This window comes from Segatella copri DSM 18205 (assembly GCF_025151535.1).
GTDB lineage: Bacteria > Bacteroidota > Bacteroidia > Bacteroidales > Bacteroidaceae > Prevotella > Prevotella copri.
This window is the reverse complement of the sequence record NZ_CP102288.1, coordinates 1973650-1992514: the sequence shown is the minus strand read 5'-3', so window position 1 is coordinate 1992514 and position 18865 is coordinate 1973650. Positions and strand designations below refer to the sequence as shown.

18 protein-coding genes are annotated in these 18865 nt (G+C 43.6%); 5 read left to right on the top strand and 13 right to left on the bottom strand.

Features of this window, described 5'->3' with window-relative positions:
* Positions 1–3 precede the first annotated feature (3 nt).
* Both NQ544_RS08485 and NQ544_RS08480 read left to right on the top strand, forming a co-directional pair.
* Positions 4–2070 carry a YncE family protein gene (locus NQ544_RS08485; protein ID WP_006847045.1) on the top strand — a complete coding sequence of 689 codons (2067 nt, stop codon included), beginning with the start codon at positions 4–6 and terminating at the stop codon, positions 2068–2070.
* A gap of 31 nt (positions 2071–2101) precedes the next feature.
* Complete coding sequence (locus tag NQ544_RS08480) at positions 2102–2893, top strand: DUF4465 domain-containing protein (RefSeq protein WP_040552843.1); 792 nt, start codon at positions 2102–2104, stop codon at positions 2891–2893.
* A gap of 133 nt (positions 2894–3026) precedes the next feature.
* Here the strand turns inward: NQ544_RS08480 and ettA are convergent, their stop codons facing one another.
* A complete protein-coding gene (gene ettA / locus NQ544_RS08475; protein WP_006847047.1) occupies positions 3027–4724 on the bottom strand; it encodes an energy-dependent translational throttle protein EttA in 1698 nt (565 codons plus the stop codon).
* Between the two features lie 182 nt (positions 4725–4906).
* Here ettA and NQ544_RS08470 point away from each other — a divergent pair, with 182 nt between their 5' ends.
* Complete coding sequence (locus NQ544_RS08470; protein WP_006847049.1) at positions 4907–5560, top strand: MgtC/SapB family protein; 654 nt, start codon at positions 4907–4909, stop codon at positions 5558–5560.
* Between the two features lie 58 nt (positions 5561–5618).
* Here the strand turns inward: NQ544_RS08470 and NQ544_RS08465 are convergent, their stop codons facing one another.
* Entirely contained in the window at positions 5619–6344 is a 726-nt protein-coding gene (locus NQ544_RS08465) for a class I SAM-dependent methyltransferase (RefSeq protein WP_006847050.1), read from the bottom strand.
* A 37-nt stretch (positions 6345–6381) separates the two neighbouring features.
* Positions 6382–7074, bottom strand: a complete 693-nt coding sequence (locus NQ544_RS08460) for a DUF4476 domain-containing protein (protein WP_006847051.1) — start codon at positions 7072–7074, stop codon at positions 6382–6384.
* A gap of 36 nt (positions 7075–7110) precedes the next feature.
* Between NQ544_RS08460 and NQ544_RS08455 the strand changes: the two genes are divergently transcribed.
* Together NQ544_RS08455 and NQ544_RS08450 are read left to right on the top strand one after the other, a co-directional pair.
* Complete coding sequence (locus NQ544_RS08455) at positions 7111–7278, top strand: hypothetical protein (RefSeq protein ID WP_006847052.1); 168 nt, start codon at positions 7111–7113, stop codon at positions 7276–7278.
* Positions 7279–7740: 462 nt separating this feature from the next.
* On the top strand, positions 7741–7998 hold the full coding sequence (locus tag NQ544_RS08450) for a Fic family protein (protein WP_006847053.1): 258 nt from the start codon (positions 7741–7743) through the stop codon (positions 7996–7998).
* Positions 7999–8108: 110 nt separating this feature from the next.
* Here NQ544_RS08450 and NQ544_RS08445 read toward each other — a convergent pair whose 3' ends face one another.
* From NQ544_RS08445 to NQ544_RS08400, 10 genes are all read right to left on the bottom strand, one after another.
* Positions 8109–8306 (bottom strand): hypothetical protein, encoded by a 198-nt coding sequence (locus NQ544_RS08445; protein WP_006847054.1) that lies wholly within the window; start codon positions 8304–8306, stop codon positions 8109–8111.
* A gap of 531 nt (positions 8307–8837) precedes the next feature.
* Positions 8838–9377: a hypothetical protein gene (locus tag NQ544_RS08440; protein WP_006847055.1), complete on the bottom strand. Its 540-nt coding sequence runs from the start codon at positions 9375–9377 to the stop codon at positions 8838–8840.
* Positions 9378–9379: 2 nt separating this feature from the next.
* Positions 9380–10114, bottom strand: a complete 735-nt coding sequence (locus NQ544_RS08435; protein ID WP_167529919.1) for a hypothetical protein — start codon at positions 10112–10114, stop codon at positions 9380–9382.
* A gap of 92 nt (positions 10115–10206) precedes the next feature.
* Positions 10207–11745, bottom strand: a complete 1539-nt coding sequence (locus NQ544_RS08430; protein WP_006847057.1) for a hypothetical protein — start codon at positions 11743–11745, stop codon at positions 10207–10209.
* 539 nt (positions 11746–12284) lie between these two features.
* The gene (locus NQ544_RS08425; RefSeq protein WP_006847059.1) at positions 12285–13619 is read right to left on the bottom strand and encodes an ATP-binding protein; all 1335 of its coding nucleotides are present in this window, start codon (positions 13617–13619) and stop codon (positions 12285–12287) included.
* A gap of 256 nt (positions 13620–13875) precedes the next feature.
* On the bottom strand, positions 13876–15579 hold the full coding sequence (locus NQ544_RS08420) for an acyl-CoA dehydrogenase family protein (protein WP_006847060.1): 1704 nt from the start codon (positions 15577–15579) through the stop codon (positions 13876–13878).
* 77 nt (positions 15580–15656) lie between these two features.
* Positions 15657–16025 (bottom strand): four helix bundle protein, encoded by a 369-nt coding sequence (locus tag NQ544_RS08415; RefSeq protein WP_006847061.1) that lies wholly within the window; start codon positions 16023–16025, stop codon positions 15657–15659.
* Between the two features lie 59 nt (positions 16026–16084).
* Entirely contained in the window at positions 16085–17107 is a 1023-nt protein-coding gene (locus NQ544_RS08410) for an electron transfer flavoprotein subunit alpha/FixB family protein (protein ID WP_006847062.1), read from the bottom strand.
* A gap of 13 nt (positions 17108–17120) precedes the next feature.
* The gene (locus tag NQ544_RS08405; protein ID WP_006847063.1) at positions 17121–17990 is read right to left on the bottom strand and encodes an electron transfer flavoprotein subunit beta/FixA family protein; all 870 of its coding nucleotides are present in this window, start codon (positions 17988–17990) and stop codon (positions 17121–17123) included.
* 269 nt (positions 17991–18259) lie between these two features.
* Positions 18260–18862 carry a riboflavin synthase gene (locus tag NQ544_RS08400; protein ID WP_006847064.1) on the bottom strand — a complete coding sequence of 201 codons (603 nt, stop codon included), beginning with the start codon at positions 18860–18862 and terminating at the stop codon, positions 18260–18262.
* Positions 18863–18865 lie beyond the last annotated feature (3 nt).

The following is an 18865-nucleotide window of genomic DNA, read 5'->3' as shown; positions in this document are numbered from 1 at the left end:
AAAATGAAGGATAAGATATATCATCAACCCAATCTGGCGAAGTCTTGGTTCTTAGCCTTGCTTTGTTTTCTGGCTCTATGTATGCAGTCGTGTCGGGATAGCGACACCGTCATCTCATCTGAGCCTGAGGATACAGGCAGTAAGGCAGAGAAGGGCGATGTCATGGGACTCTACTTGCTCAACCAGGGCAATATGGGCAGCAACAAGGCTACCCTCGACTATCTGGACTTGTCGGGTGATAACAGTGAAAACGTCATTTATCATCGCAACATCTACTCTGAACGCAATCCTAACGAGATTAAGGAACTGGGTGATGTGGGCAATGATATCAAGATATATGGCTCCAAACTGTGGATGGTCATCAACTGCTCCAACAAGGTGGAGGTGGCAGATGCCTATACTTGCAAAAAAGTAGCGAAGATAGACATTCCCAACTGTCGATACCTTGCCTTTGATGGGGGATTTGCCTATGTGAGTGCCTATGTGGCTCCTGTGAATATGCGCCAGGATGCCGAAGTGGGAGCTGTTTATAAGGTGGACACGCTGACCATGAAGGTAGTGGACAAGGTGACGGTGGGCTATCAGCCCGATGAATTGGCTGTTGTGCATGGCAAACTGTATGTTGCCAACAGTGGCGGTTATCGCAATCCCAACTACGATCGTACGGTGAGCGTCATCGACCTCAAGACCTTTAAGGAGGAGCGGAAGATTGATGTGGCAATCAACTTGCATCGCTGTCGTGCCGATAAGTATGGGCAGCTATGGGTGAGTTCCCGAGGCGACTACAAGGAGGTGACTTCACGATTGTATTGGCTCAAGCCTAATGCTGCAGGGCAGATGGAAAAGGGAGGTGAACTGGAAGTGCCGGTCTCCAACATGTGTATCGTGGGTGATTCACTATATTATATAGGTGTGCAGTGGAATGAGACTTCAAAGAAAAATTCGATAGAGTATGGTATCGTGAATGTCAGCCAACACAAGGTAATTGCTCATTCCTTGTCTAGTGCTCCGGAGATACAATCCATCGAGATGCCATACGGCATCATCGTCAATCCTCAGAAGAAAGATTTCTATCTGATGGATGCTAAAAATTACGTGTCAAGTGGTGAGTTGTTTCACTTCAAGGCGGATGGCACCTTCGACTGGCGAGTATGGACAGGTGATATTCCGGCAGAGGCAGCATTTGTTTATCGCAAACCTCAGTTGCCATCTGAGCCGAGCCAACCAGCCGAGAAGTATAGCAAGTATATCTTGGCGGTAGATGAGTATGTGCCGGCTCCAGGACAATTCGTCAATACGATGCCTCAATATGAGGAGGGTGACGATGCTAAGGAGATGGCAAGAAAATGTACAGAAGCCATCGGTGGAGACAAGGGCGGTTTGGTGAGTCTGGGTGCCTATGGTGGTTACATCACCTTTCATTTCGATCATTCTATAGCGAATGTGAAAGGTGAGAAAGACCTTTACATCAAGGGCAATGCTTTCAAGGACAATAGCGAGCCTGGCATCGTGATGGTATCTCAGGATGTGAATGGCAATGATTTGCCCGACGATCCTTGGTATGAACTTTCCGGCAGTGCTGATGTTGACAGTGTGGGCAAGGTGGTATATGGCTATGAGATAACCTATACCAAAGATGCCATGCAAGATATTCCATGGACAGACAATCAGGGAAGGAGTGGAGTTGTTAATCGCAACACTTTTCATGCCCAGGAATATTTCCCTTTGTGGTTGTCAAGTCCATTACGCTTCGAGGGTACCCTTTTGCCGCTTAATGGCCATGATACCAGCGGCAATGGAACCCATTGGGTTTGTGATGCCTTCCGATATGGATATGTTGACAATGTGAGCAATAGTGACATCGATGGCTGTAGCTTCGATATTTCGTGGGCAGTTGATAAGAATCGTAAGCCTGTGGCGCTCGATCACATCGACTTCGTGAGAGTGTATAGTGCACAGAATCAAATGTGTGGTTGGCTAGGTGAGACTTCTACCGAGGTGAGTGGGGCTGAGGACCTGCATCTTCAAAAGTCAATCAGTGCCAAGAGTAGAAAAAGAGATAATAAATAATAAGATAATTTTAGTAATAAACAAAACAACAATGATGAAAAAGTATTTTTATTTGTTGGCACTTGTGTGTGCCACTAGTTTCTTCACAGCATGTAGTGACGACGACGATGACAACACTCCTAAGTATGAGACCATCACTTTCGAGGGTAGTAACTGGAATGCATTGATAGATAATCCTCAGTATGGTGGAAAGATGCTCTATGGAGAGAGTGGTAGCGGCTTTACAGAGGATAATGGTGTGTATGAGTGGACTGATGCTACAACTTCTTTGCATTCAAAGATAAATAATGGCTATGGCTCATGGGCTTATTGGAATGGTGGTGCTGCTGTTTCTAACTATCATAGTACCATTGCTGAAGGTACATCTAATACACAGCTTTCTATTCCTGTAGATCTTGCAGCTCACTCTGGCAGCAACTTCTTGATGATTTTTGGTTCAATAGATGGATATAATGCTCCTGTTCTTGACTTTAAGGATAGTAAGGTTCACACCATGAAAGGCCTTTGGATTACCAATGGTACCTACTTCCTCAATGTGATGGCTAATGGCAATGGCTTCTGTGCAAAGGCTAAAAGTTCTACCCAAATCTCTGTCGTGTTCGAAGGCTTCAAGGCTGATGGTACTACATCTACAGGTACAGTTAAGTACACAGTTCAGAATGGTACAAACTCTTTGAAGAGCTGGCAGTATGTTGATCTCTCTTCTCTTGGCGAGATTAGCAGCTTGAAGGTAAACTATGAGGCTTCAGAAGATATGAAGGGGCAGTATGGTTATAATGCGCCTGCTTATATAGCTGTAGATGACGTAGAAATCTATAAGTAAATCTGATATAGCGATAGTTTCTTTTGAAAACGGCTGCATAGAAACAAAAAAGGTGTGTCTTAAGCAAAGACACACCTTTTCTTTTGTTTTTTATTGTTTCAAAACCGAGTTCTTCTTTTTCTTTTTCGAATCTTTATTCCTCCATCAACTTGCGATAGCGACCCTTCTTGATCTCTGTATCGCCCAGGCGGCGCGCCTTGTTGATTTCGTACTCAGAATAGCTGCCCTCGAAGAAGAAGACCTCACCATTGCCCTCGAAGGCAAGAATGTGAGTACAGATACGGTCGAGGAACCAGCGGTCGTGGCTGATAACCACTGCACAGCCGGCAAATGCTTCCAAACCTTCCTCCAAGGCACGCAGCGTGTTCACGTCGATATCGTTGGTTGGCTCATCGAGGAGCAAAACATTACCCTCCTGCTTCAATGCCAAGGCCAACTGCAGACGGTTGCGCTCACCACCCGAGAGAACGCTGCAGAGCTTGCTCTGGTCGGTGCCTGAGAAGTTGAAACGGCTGATGTAAGCACGTGCATTCACATCTCTGCCACCCAGACGCAAGGTCTCATTGCCCTGGGAAATCACCTCGTAAACAGTCTTCTGAGGGTCGATGTCCTTGTGCTGCTGGTCAACATAAGCCAGCTTCACGGTCTCACCCACCTCGAATGTGCCGCCATCTGCCTGATCCAAGCCCATGATGAGACGGAAGAGGGTAGTCTTGCCGGCTCCGTTAGGACCGATTACACCTACGATGCCGTTAGGAGGAAGCATGAAGTTGAGGTCGTTGAAGAGAACCTTCTCGCCGAACGCCTTCTTTACATGCTGCGCCTCAATCACCTTGTTACCCAGACGAGGACCGTTAGGGATGAAGATCTCCAGCTTCTCCTCGCGCTCCTTCTGCTCCTGGTTGAGCATCTGCTCGTAAGAGTTCAGACGAGCCTTACCCTTAGCCTGACGGGCCTTAGGCGCCATGCGAACCCATTCCAACTCGCGCTCCAATGTCTTGCGGCGCTTAGAGGCAGTCTTCTCCTCCTGAATCATTCGCTTGGTCTTCTGGTCGAGCCATGAAGAGTAGTTGCCCTTCCATGGAATACCCTCGCCACGGTCCAACTCCAGAATCCACTCGCTCACGTCGTCGAGGAAGTAACGGTCGTGGGTTACGGCGATGACGGTACCCTCATACTGCTGCAGGTGCTGCTCCAGCCAGTCGATGCTCTCAGCATCCAGGTGGTTGGTAGGCTCATCGAGCAGGAGTACATCCGGCTTCTGCAGGAGCAGGCGGCAGAGAGCCACACGGCGGCGCTCACCACCCGAGAGATTGGTAACAGGCCAATCGCCAGGAGGACAGTGCAGGGCAGCCATCGCACGTTCCAGCTTGGAGTCGATGTTCCAGGCATCGGTAGCATCAATGATATCCTGCACCTCAGCCTGACGCTGCATCAGCTTGTCCATCTTATCAGGGTCTCCGTAATATTCTTCGAGACCGAACTTATTGTTGATGTCCTCGTATTCTGCCAGTGCATCATAGATTTTCTGCACACCCTCCATCACGTTTTCCTTCACGGTCTTGTTCTCGTCGAGCGGAGGATCCTGAGGCAAGTAGCCCACAGAGTAGCCTGGGCTCCAAACCACCTCACCCTGGGTAGGTTGCTCAAGTCCTGCGATGATTTTCATCAACGTAGATTTACCGGCCCCGTTCAAACCGATGATACCGATTTTTGCTCCGTAGAAGAACGATAGGTAGATGTTCTTCAGAATCTGTTTCTGGTTTTGTGGGATAATCTTAGATACGCCCACCATTGAGAAGATGATCTTCTTGTCGTCAACTGTTGCCATGTATATAAATAAATGTGTATTTGTGAATAAATTGCCGAGTTTGGCACTAACAGTTGCAAAGATACATTATTTTTTTGAAATTCTCGCCTTTCTTTCAAAGAAAAGTTGTATATTTGCAACGATAACATCAAATAGAGGCATTTTGTGATGCTTCTTTCATCTTTTAAAAAGAAAGGAATAATATGGATGCAACCTATATAGACCTGACTCTTCGCCTGTCTCTAGCTCTCATTTTAGGAGGAGCGATAGGCATCGAAAGAGAATACCGTGCCAAGGAAGCGGGCTTCCGCACTCACTTCCTTGTAGCCCTGGGTAGTGCCCTTTTCTGTGTAGTTTCCCAGTATGGATTTGGCTTTGATCTGAAGGATTCCTCGCGCGTTGCTGCCCAAGTGGTTTCGGGTATCGGATTCCTGGGCGCCGGTACAATCATCTTCCAGAAGAATGTGGTCAGGGGCTTGACTACGGCTGCTGGCCTGTGGGTGACGGCAGCCATCGGTTTGGCGTGCGGTACGGGAATGTATGTGGCTGCAGCTATTACTACGATGATGGTGTTGATGGGACTGGAGGTGCTGAATTATCTGATACCGCAGTTGGGAACCTCTACCATCGAACTGAATTTCTCTGCTCCATCAAGGGACAGCGTGAAGGAATTCATCAGTAAAATCAAACAGAAAGGCATGGAAGTTCATTCTTACGAACTGAAAGAACGGAGATTTTCTAAGGAAGAATTTGTGGAGGCGAGCATTGAAATAAAAGCCAAACGGGGGTTCCATACGCTGGAGATTCTGGATTATATGAATGATTTCTCGGACGTCACGATTTCGACGATTAAATAGAAAGAAAAGATAAAAAGGAGTTAAGACCATCATCTTAACTCCTTTTATCTTTATATGCTTAGCAAATTCTTGCCAGATAGTCGTAATGTTCGCCTTCTGCCACGAGTTCGCCATGCAGGCCGCAGGTTTCGGCGATGGATTTGAGCAATGGGAAATCTACGTAGAGCCAGTCGAAACAGTCTCCCTTAATGTCTTTGTAAATCATCTGATAATCCACTTCACCATAGTAGGCACCATTCAGATTGATGTCGAAACTTCCGTCTTCATTCTCGTAAATATATTTGAGGTCGGAGGAATCGATAAGAATCTGTCCGCCCTTGTTGAGCAAAGCCTTGAGACGGTTGAAGAGGGTAGGGAGATGTTCTATCTTTCCGGCGATACCCGTTCCGTTCATCAGGAGGAGGATGGTATCGAACCCTGTTTCCAGATGTTCATCGAAAAGATTGATGCATTCCGCATTCTTTACTCCTCTCAGTTCCATCGCTTCGCAGCTCAGAGGAGAAATATCAATGGCTTTTACCTCCAAGCCTTTCTCCTGCAAGGCGAGCGTATGGCAGCCGCTGCCGGCTCCGATATCCAGTACACGTCCTTTTGTGAGTTGCAAGGCCTTCTGCTCCAGCATCGGCATCTCTTCAACTTTTCTGAAGAGATGTTTCACCGGCATTTCGTCCTCTTCGAACATAGAAGAGAGCACACGTAATCTTTCTGCTCTTCCCGATTTCTGATAATCAAGGATAGCGGCACCCATCGGGTCTTTGTCTTTTGATAATATCTTTGTATTCATTTATTTTGCAATTTTTGAGTGCAAAATTAATGCTTTTTCATTGAATATGCAAGTTTTGAGGAGATATTCTGCTGCTTCTTAATATTTCTCCTACCTTTTGCTTTTCGCTTTCAAAACTGAATTGCTGATAGATGATAGTGGCATTCTGCAAATCTATGATATGGGGAGCCATCAGTCTGAGGGCTTTCATCTTGCTGTCGCCAAAAGTGAATATATTCATCATACTGACGGTTTGGGCACAGGAATAATAACAGCCGAGGCTAGCCATTTCTATCAGGTCGAACTTGTTGTCATCAAAGCTTGCCTTCTTCACCTTATTATATAGTTTGGTGAAGGAAGCATCATCGAGACAATAGCCGTAATCCATTCTGCTATCTGGATCACATCTTCCATCGTAGATGGGTGGAGTAGGATGTTGTGGCTGCTGTACATTCGACGTCTGGCTGTTGGGTTCTATGATTCTTGTATCGTACTGCACAACCTTTCCGTTTCTGTCGAAGAAGACCGTGATGTACTTGGAATCTCCAAACAGATTATTATATTTGGCATATTCCCATTTGTCCCCAAACATGTCGAAACTGGTGAGCTTAGGCTCTCCCAAGATGGCAATCACTTCCTGTTTGGTCATTCCGCGCTCTACGTTTCTTTTTCCTTTAGCCGAAGCCGAGAGGCATACGGAAAACATCAATATGGTTGTGGCGATGAGTGCCATCACTTCATTTTTTTTCATAAGCGATACAGTTTTTATAAGTTATTATATTGTTTTATGGTTGCAAAAGTACAGCTTTCTTTTGAAATAAAAAGAGAAGGATTCCCTAAAGTAGAAGGGAAAATCCCTATTCCTGATTTTTGTTATTTGGTTCACTTTTCGGGAATGGCTGTGATTATAAAAAGAGATTATCATTTACTGCTAAAGCCTAATATGACTGAATAAACGCACCGAGACGACTGGGTAAGTAACGAAAGGCGTTTAATCAGATTCAATGAACTAATATATTAAGTATACGAAGCCTGTTTCTAGAAGATTCCGACTGCAGTCAGCAGCTCTGCTGAGCCTAGTCAGCAGGTCTGCTGACTGCAGTCGGATGGTCTGCTGAGCCTAGTGACAACCCTCTTTAGTTGTACGACTATACACCCTTTAGTTGTACGGCTATACACCCTTTAGTTGTACGACTATACACCTTTTAGTTGTACGACTATATACCCTTTAGTTGTACGACTATATACCCTTTAGTTGTACGACTATATACCTTTTTGTTGTACAACTATACACCTTTTAGTTGTACGACTATACACTTTTTAGCTGTACAACTGTATACCAACTTTAGGGTCGAACCATGAAGCGAATAAGTTTACGGCAAGACTTCTGCTCCATCATTTCCTCAGCAAGGAGAATATGGAGTGGTTGGCTCAATATGCCGAGTTTGGCTTGGTGAATGAGCAGAAGCTGGCTCTAGTCTTCGTGAGAGAAGTGGGTGTGATAGATAATGCTACTTATCGCCAGCTGGATTCTTCGATTACTCATGCCCGTGCACGCTTGGAGATTCATAAGCTCTGCGATCTTGGATTTATCGAGAAGAAAGGGCAAGGTCGTAGCACTTATTATATAAGAACCTCCAAGGTGGTATCCTTAGGAGAAAGGTTACGACCTTAGGACGAAAGGTTACTACCTCAGCATGGTATATTAGACGAAAAGATACCACCTCAGCATGGTACATTGGGAGAAAAGATACAATCTTTACGCCTTGACGTTCTGGATAATAGCTATAAATCAAGTAACCATTTCCATACAGGTATCACTTCTATTTTCTTGTCTTTTACAACAATCTCTTCTTCCAACTCGTAAGTTAGGATTATGAGACGCTTGCAATCCAATACCTTGGAAAGTTTGATAAGGGCTGTAGATTCTCTTTCCCAAGTTTCTGTAGATTTTTTGGGATTGTAGCTTACTTGTATAGCCATTGCTGCATCTGGTATATAAAAATCTACTTCTATATTAGTATTTCTCTGATAACTTCTTTTTGTATCATATTTCCGATATTGTTTAATTTGTTTTGCAAAAATACGATTATTTTGTTAAATCGACAAAACAAAATGGCATTTTTTGCATAAAAAGATGGAAGTAGTAAAAAATAGGAGCTAAATATACAAAAAAAATGGTAAGTAAAAAGTGCAGAAGCTAATACTTGTATTTATATAAGCTTTTCTATTGGATTCCGGAGATGATTAATCATCCACTGCAAAAGTATGTGGCAAATTCTTCTATGGCGAGAAGTAATAGCAAGAAAAAATAATATCAATCCCCCTTGGACTGCCAAAGGCAATCCAAGGGGAATTTTGAAATGACGTTGTTGAGGCGTTTGGTTGGTTTATGAGCTCACCATTGAGATTAGTAAACAAGCTCTTCTATTGGATACCGAAGATGACAAATCATCCTCTTCAAAAGTATGTTGCTGCCCCTTCGATGGCGAGAAGTAATAGCAGAAAATCATGTTAAGGGTAGATACTAACAACCTTTTGTTTGATGAGAATTTGTTCGTAATCTTTACTCCAACTATTATAGTATACCTTAACCTTGCCCAATCCAGCCTTTTGTATAGGCTTGAAATTGTTCCCTTTCTTATCCCACATCATACCATGAATTTCTAATGGTTTGGCTACCATGCGCCATGTTTTTCCTCTTAGCATCCAAGCACCATAAGGATTCCAATCAGAAGATAACCAGTCATACCACAGTCCAATATCATCTCGCTTGTCACCATTCAAGTCACCCAAGTTTTGAAGTTTCCCACCCAAACAGTCCTTTATCTTTATGGCAGGTATTGACTTTTTGGAAAACTTGATATAAGTATATGCAGGCTTTGGCATTCCTTCATAAACAAAGTCTCCATCCTTATTTATATAAGTCTTCGGATAAACCAAGTAAGCATACTCTTTCTTACCGTCGCCATCAAAATCACCATAGACTTTAGATTGAGCAAGAGAATAGCCGTAAGACAACATAAAAGTTATCATTAATATAATGTACTTCATTTCTATTTAGAGTTTACTGAATTGCTTATATAGTTGTTTGCAGCATCAACATCTGATGCCTTGACATTCTCAACTGAGATAACTTCATTTGTATTTAGGGAGTAACTAATATCCTTGAAGAAACCACTTTTATCTCCTGCATAGGCCACAATTTGCCCTATAGAATATGCCTTGGTCTTACCTTTATTAATATAATATATTTGAGAGTTCGTTATTATGACTCTCTTTCCTGTTAATTGTCTGACAGACTTAACGATATACTTAATTGGGAAATAAGCAAGAACTGAAAAGAACAATAACAAAAATACGCCTAAGAACATTTCTTGCCTCATCTCTGACCTCTTAGCTTCCGACGCAAATTGCCATGCAATATCCCTAGCCCATTGAGGCTTAGAGTACCATTCGTTATACATAGCGCCAACCAGTCCTAGTGCACAAAGAGAAAATAATCCTGCTGCAGGAATTGCTAGCACGAGAGGCCAATAGCCTAGAATGGATGGTTTCAATGTAAACAAAACTTGTTCTTCACATGGAGGAGTAGCTGTATATACAGGATTGAAAGTGATATTTTGATCCATAATATAAGTGTCGTTGATGACAAAGGCTCCATTGTCTTCATTTAAGTTTTTGCTTATAAGGTTGATACATACGAAAAAAGCGCAGAGCCATTTTGTTGCTTGTTCCACGATAGAAAGATTCTTGCAAGAATCTCTAATCATCAAAACTAAAGCGTCCAAAAACGCCTTTTACCAATATGTATATGTCTACCCTGCTTTCATCGAACAAGGTCGATAAAAACAGGGTAACACACTCTTTTACAGCCTCAGAATTAGTCGACAATTATTTCATATTTATAACAGAACGGCATATCTGTTTCATACTTTATCGTTACATATTTATTGTCATTACCTTCTCCATAGGTAAGCTTAAAAGATGTGTCATCTATTCTAGTTATACTCTTTATGTAGCTTGTCCATTTTGAATTATCATGGTTTAGTTGCTGTATATAGCGATTGGCAGTTGACACATTAGCATTATCAACAGCAGGCATACTGTTAATCAATGCGGAAGCATTACTTGCAAGTTCAACTTGTGCAGCAAAAATAGCTTTTTGCAACTTGGCAGCAAGTGCCATCTCGTCAAGATTCTGATATTTCCTTTTTACCGCGGCAGCCAATTTTTCTTTGGTCATTCCAGTTGCGTATGCCACCCCTAAGTGTCTGCACATTATCTTGATAGCCTGGGTCTCACCCCATTTCTTTTTAGCCTCAGTATCTCCTGATGACTTTATTTCAGGTTTTCTTATTCCCAATTGCTTTTCTATTTCGACACGAACAGCTTGCGATTCTTTATTAATGTTATATTTATTATTTTTATAATCGGCAATAGCCAATGCGATTTTGAGCGAATCGGTCGCTTCCTTTACCTCTTGTAGTTCAGTACTGGTTGGACCAACTATACCGTTTAAATGTTCTTTCCACATGTCTTTCTTTAGTTGGCTATCATCAAATTGCAACTTGTCAACAACATTTGTACGTTTTCCTACTACAGCATAATCACCATTTTCACTCTCTTCTATAGAAAAAGTGCAGTTTTTGCTATCGGCGTTAAGTAAGTCGATATATTCATTAAGAGCCTTCAAGTCCTTTTCTTTCAACCTTATAGACTTTAGATAGCTAGGGATATCGCCCATTAATTTTGCATTTTTCTTAACTATCCTGAAAACAGCAAAAAGAGGGAGAGGTTGCCCGCCGTTATAACGCTTAATATCCTCAATAGTCCACTGCTTTGTAATATTGAATTGAGAAGGGCCAAGTTCTTCACTGCCTTGCGAGTACAAATTCATAATGAAACATCCCTCAGGAAATGATGTGGAATTATGTATTTTATTGGTGATACCTTTCACCCACTCGTCGAACTCCTTACTTTCATACTCTTCTTGTTGTTTTTCGTGCTCAGAGGCCACTTCCCTATCTATTCTTTCTGATATACGGCTAGGATCTTCAAAATATTGTACATATCTTAAACAATATATGATGCCTTTCAGATTTCCGTCTTCAGCATAGACAGCCCTATTTTTTATTACCTTGTACTGTAGATGGGATGAGTAAGACGAATATTCTAGAGCTACAGGATAAGTAGTCGTAAGATTCTCCTTTTTTTCGCAAGCTACCCATTCCCAACCAGAAATCTGTTGCAAAAGGTCCTGACCATCTAAAATGGTGGAACTTTGAGCAAAGCTAGAAATACCTGCAAACAGAACAAATAATGCAGAGAGAACCGTTTTCTTCCAACCCTGCATAGAGATGGAATTCTCAAAAAATGTAGAGATTTCATTTTTGAGTTTTTCTAGTAAAGTATTATCCATAGGAAAATCATTAAGCAAAGGCTCCGTTGCTTTCTTTTAGTCATTGTTTCTTTGGTTGATACATACGAAAAAAGCGTAGAGCCATTCTGTTGCTCGCATCATGATGTGAAGGCTCTCGCATTGCCCGACAAGTCTGAAACGAACAACGCTGAAAGCCCCTACGCCGATGTAAGTATATAGTATACCCTCCCTACCAACGAATGTTTTGGCATCCGAAGACAATGAGGGCTGTATATAATACATCCCTTGGGGCGTTCCCGTTGCTTTGTTCTTGACTTGTCGATGAACTTGCGAGATTCTCACACCATCAAAACCAAAGCGTCCAAAAACGCCTTTTACCGATATGTATGTCTGCCCAACCTTTGCCCATTAAGGGCTTTTAGCCGAGCTAGACATTGCAAATATAGTCATTTCTTTGCTAATAGCATCATTTTTGCAAAGAAATTTTTCTTTTAGGCTTGTTTTTTAACGGTTGTTTGAACTTTGCTTGTAAAATGAATATAAAAAGTCCGTGACAAAAAATTGTTCACGGACTTTCCTTAGATGAATGGTACCATATAAAAAGGTATCAACAATGTGTTGCCATCTTTTTGTAAATCCTTATTGTAGACCAAATAGCGTTGTGCTATGACCTTCGAATATTTCTCGCAGAAATTATCGAGCGAGGCATGAGTCTTGTAACCAGAGGACTTTACTTCGATTGGACATAGCTTATTGCCATGTGAAATGAGGAAATCTATCTCAAAGTAATGCTTTTCGTCCATTTTCCATGTATGGTAAAAGAGCCTGTTTCCAGAAGCAGCAAGCATTTGAGCGGCAAGATTCTCATATACGTACCCTAAGTTGGCTGCCAACTTGTCGTTTAGAAGTTTGGTGTAGATAATGTTCTCTGTAAATGACTTGTCCCAGAATGCAAGAGTTACAAACAAACCAGTATCAGCTACAAACATTTTGAACTTATCAAAGTTTGTGCTCAACGGCATCCCAACATTTGGATCGTCTACGTGGTACGCCATGTTTATAATCTTACTGTCCTCCAATGTCTTGAGCAGTTCTATCATTTTTCCTTCGTTTGTTTTGCCGATTACAGAAGAAGGAACATAACGTGAAGCGTTGCGAGAGAGCGCAGCTGGTATGGATAGAAACATTTTGGATGCTCGCCCAGATGGGTCTATCTTTAGCAAATCATCCTCGTAGAGTTTGATAATTTTACGTTTCTTCTCATCGACCTTGCTCAAGTTATTGGTGTCAAGATAGATGTTGATGGCTTGTGGCATACCACCTACTAGCATATAGAGACGCAAGTTTCTGATAGCTTCCCGATGTGCTGCACCCAAAGGTGTCTTTTTCTCCCAAAACTTAGCAAGAATACTCATGGATGTAGGGTCGCCGACAGCCCATCTGAATTCCTCGTAATCCAGGGGATACATTTCTATTCTGTCTTCTTCACTTGGAATGGTAATGCCTTGTGTATTCTTTTTTACGCTAATTAGCGATCCAGTTTCAATATAGTCGTAGCGACCATCTTGCACAAGATATTTGATGGCTTGGCGGGCAAAGGGACATTGCTGTACCTCGTCGAAAACGATGACAGATTTTCTGTCAATCAATTCTACGTGATACATTTGCTGTAATTTCAGAAATAGCAAGTCCATGTCCATCAAGTCTTCAAAAAGCTCTTTCACTTCTTTTCTTGCTTTATTGAAGTCGATGATGATGCATGACTGGTATTCCTTGTGGGCAAATTCTTCTACGATCGTCGATTTTCCCACACGACGAGCACCTTCTATCAAAAGGGCAGTCTTACCATGATTCTCTTCTTTCCATTTGAGAATCTTATCGTATATTTTACGTTTAAATATTCTTTGTTCCATATTCCTTTCTTTTATTTTGCTGCAAAGATACGAAAAATAACTGAAAATGAGATGGATATATGAAAAAAGTTCAATTCCCAGAAATTTTTTAAGCAAAAATATTCCGTTCCCCCGATTTTTTTAAGTAAAAATGTTCTGTTCCCCCGTAATTTGTTGTATTCTAGAGATTGCTAAACTATATTGATATAAAATACAAAAAGTCCGTCAGCATTCATAGCCCACGGACTTTTTTAATTATCTAATTCCTGTCAATATCTTACGCCTTGAAGTTTTCCAAGTCTTCTGCCTTGAAGTTCTGGATGTATGCAGAATGGCCGAGAACTTCCTCCTCTGCCATGCGAACATATACGTTGGCACTCTTGGCAAACATCTCTGGTGCCTTAGTAGCATCGTCGAGGATGAGGAGAGACATTACGATGTCGCCAGTCATATTGTAGAGACGGCGAGCCAGGAAGTCGTGAATTGCCTGATCGTTAGCTTCCTTCACCTTGTTGATGGCTGCCTCGTAAAGATCTACGAGCTTGGCAACACGCTCCTTCAATGGCTTCAAATCCTCTGAAACCTCGCTCTCCAGCATCTCCTTGATGATGCTGAGATAAGTGCCGTTGGTGATGTAGCGGATAGCTGCAACAACCTGAAGCTGGGTGGTACCCTCGTAGATAGAGAAGATGCGGGCATCACGGAACAGGCGCTGGCACTTGTACTCCATGATGAAACCAGAACCACCGTGAATGCTGATGGCATCGTATGCATTCTGGTTAGCATACTCTGAGTTCATACCCTTAGCCAATGGTGTGAATGCATCAGCCAAGCGGGTGTATTTCTTCATCTCCTGACGCTCCTCTGGAGTGAGCTTAGTGTCGCGGGCGATGTCTTCCAAAGCCTTGTAGATATCTACGTAGCGAGCGCAGCAGTAGAGGAGTGAACGGCCTGCATCCAACTTAGCCTTCATTCTTGAAAGCATGTCGTATACAGCTGGGAAGTTGATGATCTTCTCACCAAACTGAGCACGCTCCTTGGCATAAGCCAGGCCCTCGTTGTAAGCCTCCTGCTCAACACCTACACTCTGAGCAGCGATACCCAGACGGGCACCGTTCATCAAAGCCATCACGTACTTAATCAAACCGAGACGGGTGTTACCGCAAAGCTCTGCCTTGGAATTCTTGTAAACCAACTCGCAGGTAGGAGAACCGTGAATACCCAACTTGTGCTCGATGTGACGAACGGTTACGCCACCATCACGCTTGTCGTAGATGAACATAGAAAGACCACGACCATCCTTGGTGCCTTCCTCTGAACGGGCCAGAACCAGGTGGATGTCTGAGTCACCATTGGTGATGAAACGCTTCACACCATTCAGACGCCATGTGCCGTCCTCATCCTGTGTAGCCTTCAGCATCACGCGCTGCAAGTCAGAACCTGCATCAGGCTCAGTCAAGTCCATACTCATGGTCTCGCCAGCGCAGATGCGAGGGATGTACTTCTGGCGCTGCTCCTCAGAACCGAACTCATAAAGAGTATCGATACAGCTCTGGAGCGACCAGATGTTCTGGAAACCGGCATCGGCTGCAGCGATGATCTCTGAAGCCATAGAGAAGATGGCGTTAGGCAAGTTCAAACCGCCGTAACGACGAGGCATTGACAAGCCCCAGAGGCCAGCCTTGCGGGTAGCATCGAGGTTCTCGAATGTCTTGCTGGCATAGATCATGCGGCCGTTCTCCAAGTGTGGACCTTCGAGGTCAACATCCTCAGAGTTTGGTTCGATGATGTTAGCAGCTACATCGCCGGTAATATCCAGCAATCGCTTGTAGTTCTCGATGGCATCCTCGTAGTTGACAGGAGCATCTTCAAACTGGTCTTTTTCTACATAATTTCTTTCCTTCAAGTCCACAACACGCTTCATAAGCGGATGATTCAAGTGGAACTCTATCTCAGGATGGTCTGTATAATAATTAGCCATATTTTTTTATTTTTGGAAGGAGTTAAAGGAGTTAAGGAGTTAAAGGAGTTAAGACAACACCTTTATCTCCTAAAATGCTAGCTGATAGCACTATTGTTTATAACACCTTTGCAATATGCATTTAGAAGTTTACTAGCTTCTTCAATACTCATGCATAATGCCTCAAATTCACCTTTCTGCAAGAAATTTAAATCTCTTGATAAGATAATGTAATCTCTACATTCCTCAAGGCTTCCTTGCGAAATATTGAAGAAACGGAGTTTGTCAGCTTTGCTAAGCTTCTTATAGCCTTCTGCAATGTTTGCTTCGATAGACACTGCTGCTCTTCTGAACTGGGAAATCAATCCAAATTGCTCCACTTCAGGAAAATGTCCTGTTACCCGATAAACGAGTAATACAAAAGCATGAGCCTTCTGCCAAGCATAAATATCTTCGAATCTAAACATACAAATACTATTGTCTTAACTACTTTAACTCCTTAACTTCTTAACTCCTTGTATATTATTTACTTTGAATTCTGCTTGTAGTACTTGATGAGCTTAGGAACCACATCCTCAACATTGCCGTTGATAACGTAGTCGGCAATCTTGTTGATTGGAGCATCAGGATCGTTGTTTACAGAGATGATGATGCCTGAATCCTGCATACCGGCGATGTGCTGAATCTGACCAGAGATTCCGCAAGCGATATATACCTTAGGATGAACGGTAACACCAGTCTGACCAATCTGACGGTCGTGATCTACCCAACCTGCATCTACTGCAGCACGGGAAGCACCTACCTCACCATGGAGGAGATGAGCCAATTCGAAGAGCTGGTCGAAGCCTTCCTTGCTTCCTACGCCATAACCGCCGGCTACGACGATGGCAGAACCCTTCAGGTTGTGCTTGGCAGCCTCTACGTGGTGGTCGAGTACCTTTACTACGAAGTCCTCAGCAGGAACATACTTGCTTACCTCAGGGTAAACTACTTCCTTCTTGCACTCACCCTCGTAGATGCTCTTCTGCATCACGCCAGAGCGGACTGTAGCCATCTGTGGACGGTGGTCTGGGTTTACGATGGTAGCCACGATGTTACCACCGAAGGCAGGACGAATCTGATAGAGCAGACCCTCGTAGTGCTTGCCGCTCTTCTTGTCGTCGTAATCACCGATTTCAAGTTCTGTACAGTCGGCGGTAAGACCGCTGGTCAATGAAGAAGAAACACGAGGACCGAGGTCGCGACCGATAACGGTAGCACCCATCAATGCTATCTGAGGCTTCTCCTCCTTGAAGAGGTTGACGAGAATGTCTGTATGAGGAGCTGAAGTATATGGGAACAATCCCTCAGCATCGAAAACAAATAATTTATCTACACCATAAGGGAGAATCTGATCCTCTACCTGCCCCTTGATGCCGGTACCAGCTACGATGGCATGGAGCTCCACGCCCTGCTGGTTAGCGAGCTTACGACCCTTGGTGAGCAATTCCTGAGATACTTCGGCAACGGTTGTGCCTTCTACCTCGCAATATACAAATACGTTGTTCATTGTCTTTTCAAAATTATCCGATAATACTTTCGTTCAACAATTCCTTCATCAGTCCGTCGATGTCTTCATCGCTGCTGGTCAAGGTCTTGCTTTCCTTAGCCTGGAACACGATGTTCTTCACGGCCTTCACCTTGGTAGGTGAACCGCTCAAACCGCACTGTGCAGGGTCGCCGTCAACATCGGCAACACTCCACTGGTTCAGAGTGAGGTAAGGGCGCTCTTCATAGAGGTTGGCCCAAGGCTCATCACCCTTGCGCTCCATAGGGCAGGTAGCGTATTTATATTTCATTACGAGCTTCACGTTGCATGGGCGACATGGAGCAGCACTTCCGTTTACGGTGATAACCAATGGCAATGGAGCCTCAACAGTCTCCACACCACCATCAATGAGGCGGCGTATAGTAGCCTTGCCATCCTCTACCTTGAGGATTTCCTCTGCGTAGGTTACCTGGTTCAATCCCAACTTCTGAGCCACCTGCGGGCCTACCTGGGCTGTATCACCATCGATAGCCTGGCGACCACCGATCACGATGTCAACGTCACCAATCTTCTGGATACCAGTAGCAAGGGCATAGGAAGTAGCCAATGTGTCAGCACCGGCAAAGAGACGGTCGGTAAGCAACCAACCCGTATCAGCACCACGATAAAGACCCTGGCGGATGATTTCTCCAGCACGTGGAGGACCCATGGTCAAAATTCCAACTGTAGAACCTGGATTCTGCTCTTTCAATCGGAGAGCCTGCTCCAATGCGTTCAAATCTTCAGGATTGAAGATTGCAGGAAGGGCAGCACGATTTACGGTGCCTTCGGCGGTCATCGCATCCTTACCCACATTTCTTGTGTCAGGTACTTGCTTGGCAAGTACTACGATTTTTAAACTCATATTTTTAAAAATGGTTATTGTTATAATTCCTAAGTTTGTTAGTGCTCAGTACTCAAGTTGTACGTCGTCTAGTGCGATTGTCAGACTTGCTATCGTCCAATAAGTTACTGTCCAATGTTCAATTTGGGACAAAACACGGGGCAAAAGTAACACTTTTTTATGGCTTACGCAAATATTTTATAAAAAAAATGCCCATTTAGTCTTGCTTTGTGCGCAAAACGCAAGAAATGTGCAAGTTTTTTAGAACGTCCGTACTTCACTTTGCTGGCTTATTCAAAGCTCTTTAGTCGAGCGATATATTTGCCCAGAATGTCGAATTCTATATTCACTACCGTTCCCAATTCGATGTCGCAGAAGTTGGTATTCTCTCTGGTATAAGGGATGATAGCGACGGTAAATGTGTTGTCTGTAGGATCACAGACGGTGAGCGAAACGCCGTTAACGGTAACGCTGCCCTTGTCCACCGTGAAATAGCCTTTTCTTGCCATTTCCTTATTGAGCTCATATTCGAAAGTAAAATAAGTAGAGCCATCAGCGTCTTTCATTGCGATACATTTGGCAGTCTCGTCCACGTGTCCCTGTACGATATGACCATCCAGACGGCCGTTCATCACCATAGAACGCTCTACGTTCACCTTGTCGCCTACCTTGAGCAGTCCCAGATTACTGCGGTCCAGGGTTTCCTTCATGGCGGTAACGGTATACGTGCCATCTTTTATTTCCACTACGGTGAGGCACACACCATTATGGGCCACGCTCTGGTCGATGCCGAGTTCATCAACAAAAGAGCATCTCAATGTGAAGTCGATGTTCTCCTTATCATGTCTGATAGCTACGACGGTAGCCATTTCTTCTACGATTCCACTAAACATATA

Coding starts and splice junctions, on each gene's coding strand:
- NQ544_RS08485 (WP_006847045.1), top strand. CDS start 4: ATGAAGGATAAGATATATCATCAACCCAATCTGGCGAAGTCTTGGTTC.
- NQ544_RS08480 (WP_040552843.1), top strand. CDS start 2,102: ATGATGAAAAAGTATTTTTATTTGTTGGCACTTGTGTGTGCCACTAGT.
- ettA (WP_006847047.1), bottom strand. CDS start 4,724: ATGGCAACAGTTGACGACAAGAAGATCATCTTCTCAATGGTGGGCGTA.
- NQ544_RS08470 (WP_006847049.1), top strand. CDS start 4,907: ATGGATGCAACCTATATAGACCTGACTCTTCGCCTGTCTCTAGCTCTC.
- NQ544_RS08465 (WP_006847050.1), bottom strand. CDS start 6,344: ATGAATACAAAGATATTATCAAAAGACAAAGACCCGATGGGTGCCGCT.
- NQ544_RS08460 (WP_006847051.1), bottom strand. CDS start 7,074: ATGAAAAAAAATGAAGTGATGGCACTCATCGCCACAACCATATTGATG.
- NQ544_RS08455 (WP_006847052.1), top strand. CDS start 7,111: ATGGTTGCAAAAGTACAGCTTTCTTTTGAAATAAAAAGAGAAGGATTC.
- NQ544_RS08450 (WP_006847053.1), top strand. CDS start 7,741: ATGGAGTGGTTGGCTCAATATGCCGAGTTTGGCTTGGTGAATGAGCAG.
- NQ544_RS08445 (WP_006847054.1), bottom strand. CDS start 8,306: ATGGCTATACAAGTAAGCTACAATCCCAAAAAATCTACAGAAACTTGG.
- NQ544_RS08440 (WP_006847055.1), bottom strand. CDS start 9,377: ATGAAGTACATTATATTAATGATAACTTTTATGTTGTCTTACGGCTAT.
- NQ544_RS08430 (WP_006847057.1), bottom strand. CDS start 11,745: ATGGATAATACTTTACTAGAAAAACTCAAAAATGAAATCTCTACATTT.
- NQ544_RS08425 (WP_006847059.1), bottom strand. CDS start 13,619: ATGGAACAAAGAATATTTAAACGTAAAATATACGATAAGATTCTCAAA.
- NQ544_RS08420 (WP_006847060.1), bottom strand. CDS start 15,579: ATGGCTAATTATTATACAGACCATCCTGAGATAGAGTTCCACTTGAAT.
- NQ544_RS08415 (WP_006847061.1), bottom strand. CDS start 16,025: ATGTTTAGATTCGAAGATATTTATGCTTGGCAGAAGGCTCATGCTTTT.
- NQ544_RS08410 (WP_006847062.1), bottom strand. CDS start 17,107: ATGAACAACGTATTTGTATATTGCGAGGTAGAAGGCACAACCGTTGCC.
- NQ544_RS08405 (WP_006847063.1), bottom strand. CDS start 17,990: ATGAGTTTAAAAATCGTAGTACTTGCCAAGCAAGTACCTGACACAAGA.
- NQ544_RS08400 (WP_006847064.1), bottom strand. CDS start 18,862: ATGTTTAGTGGAATCGTAGAAGAAATGGCTACCGTCGTAGCTATCAGA.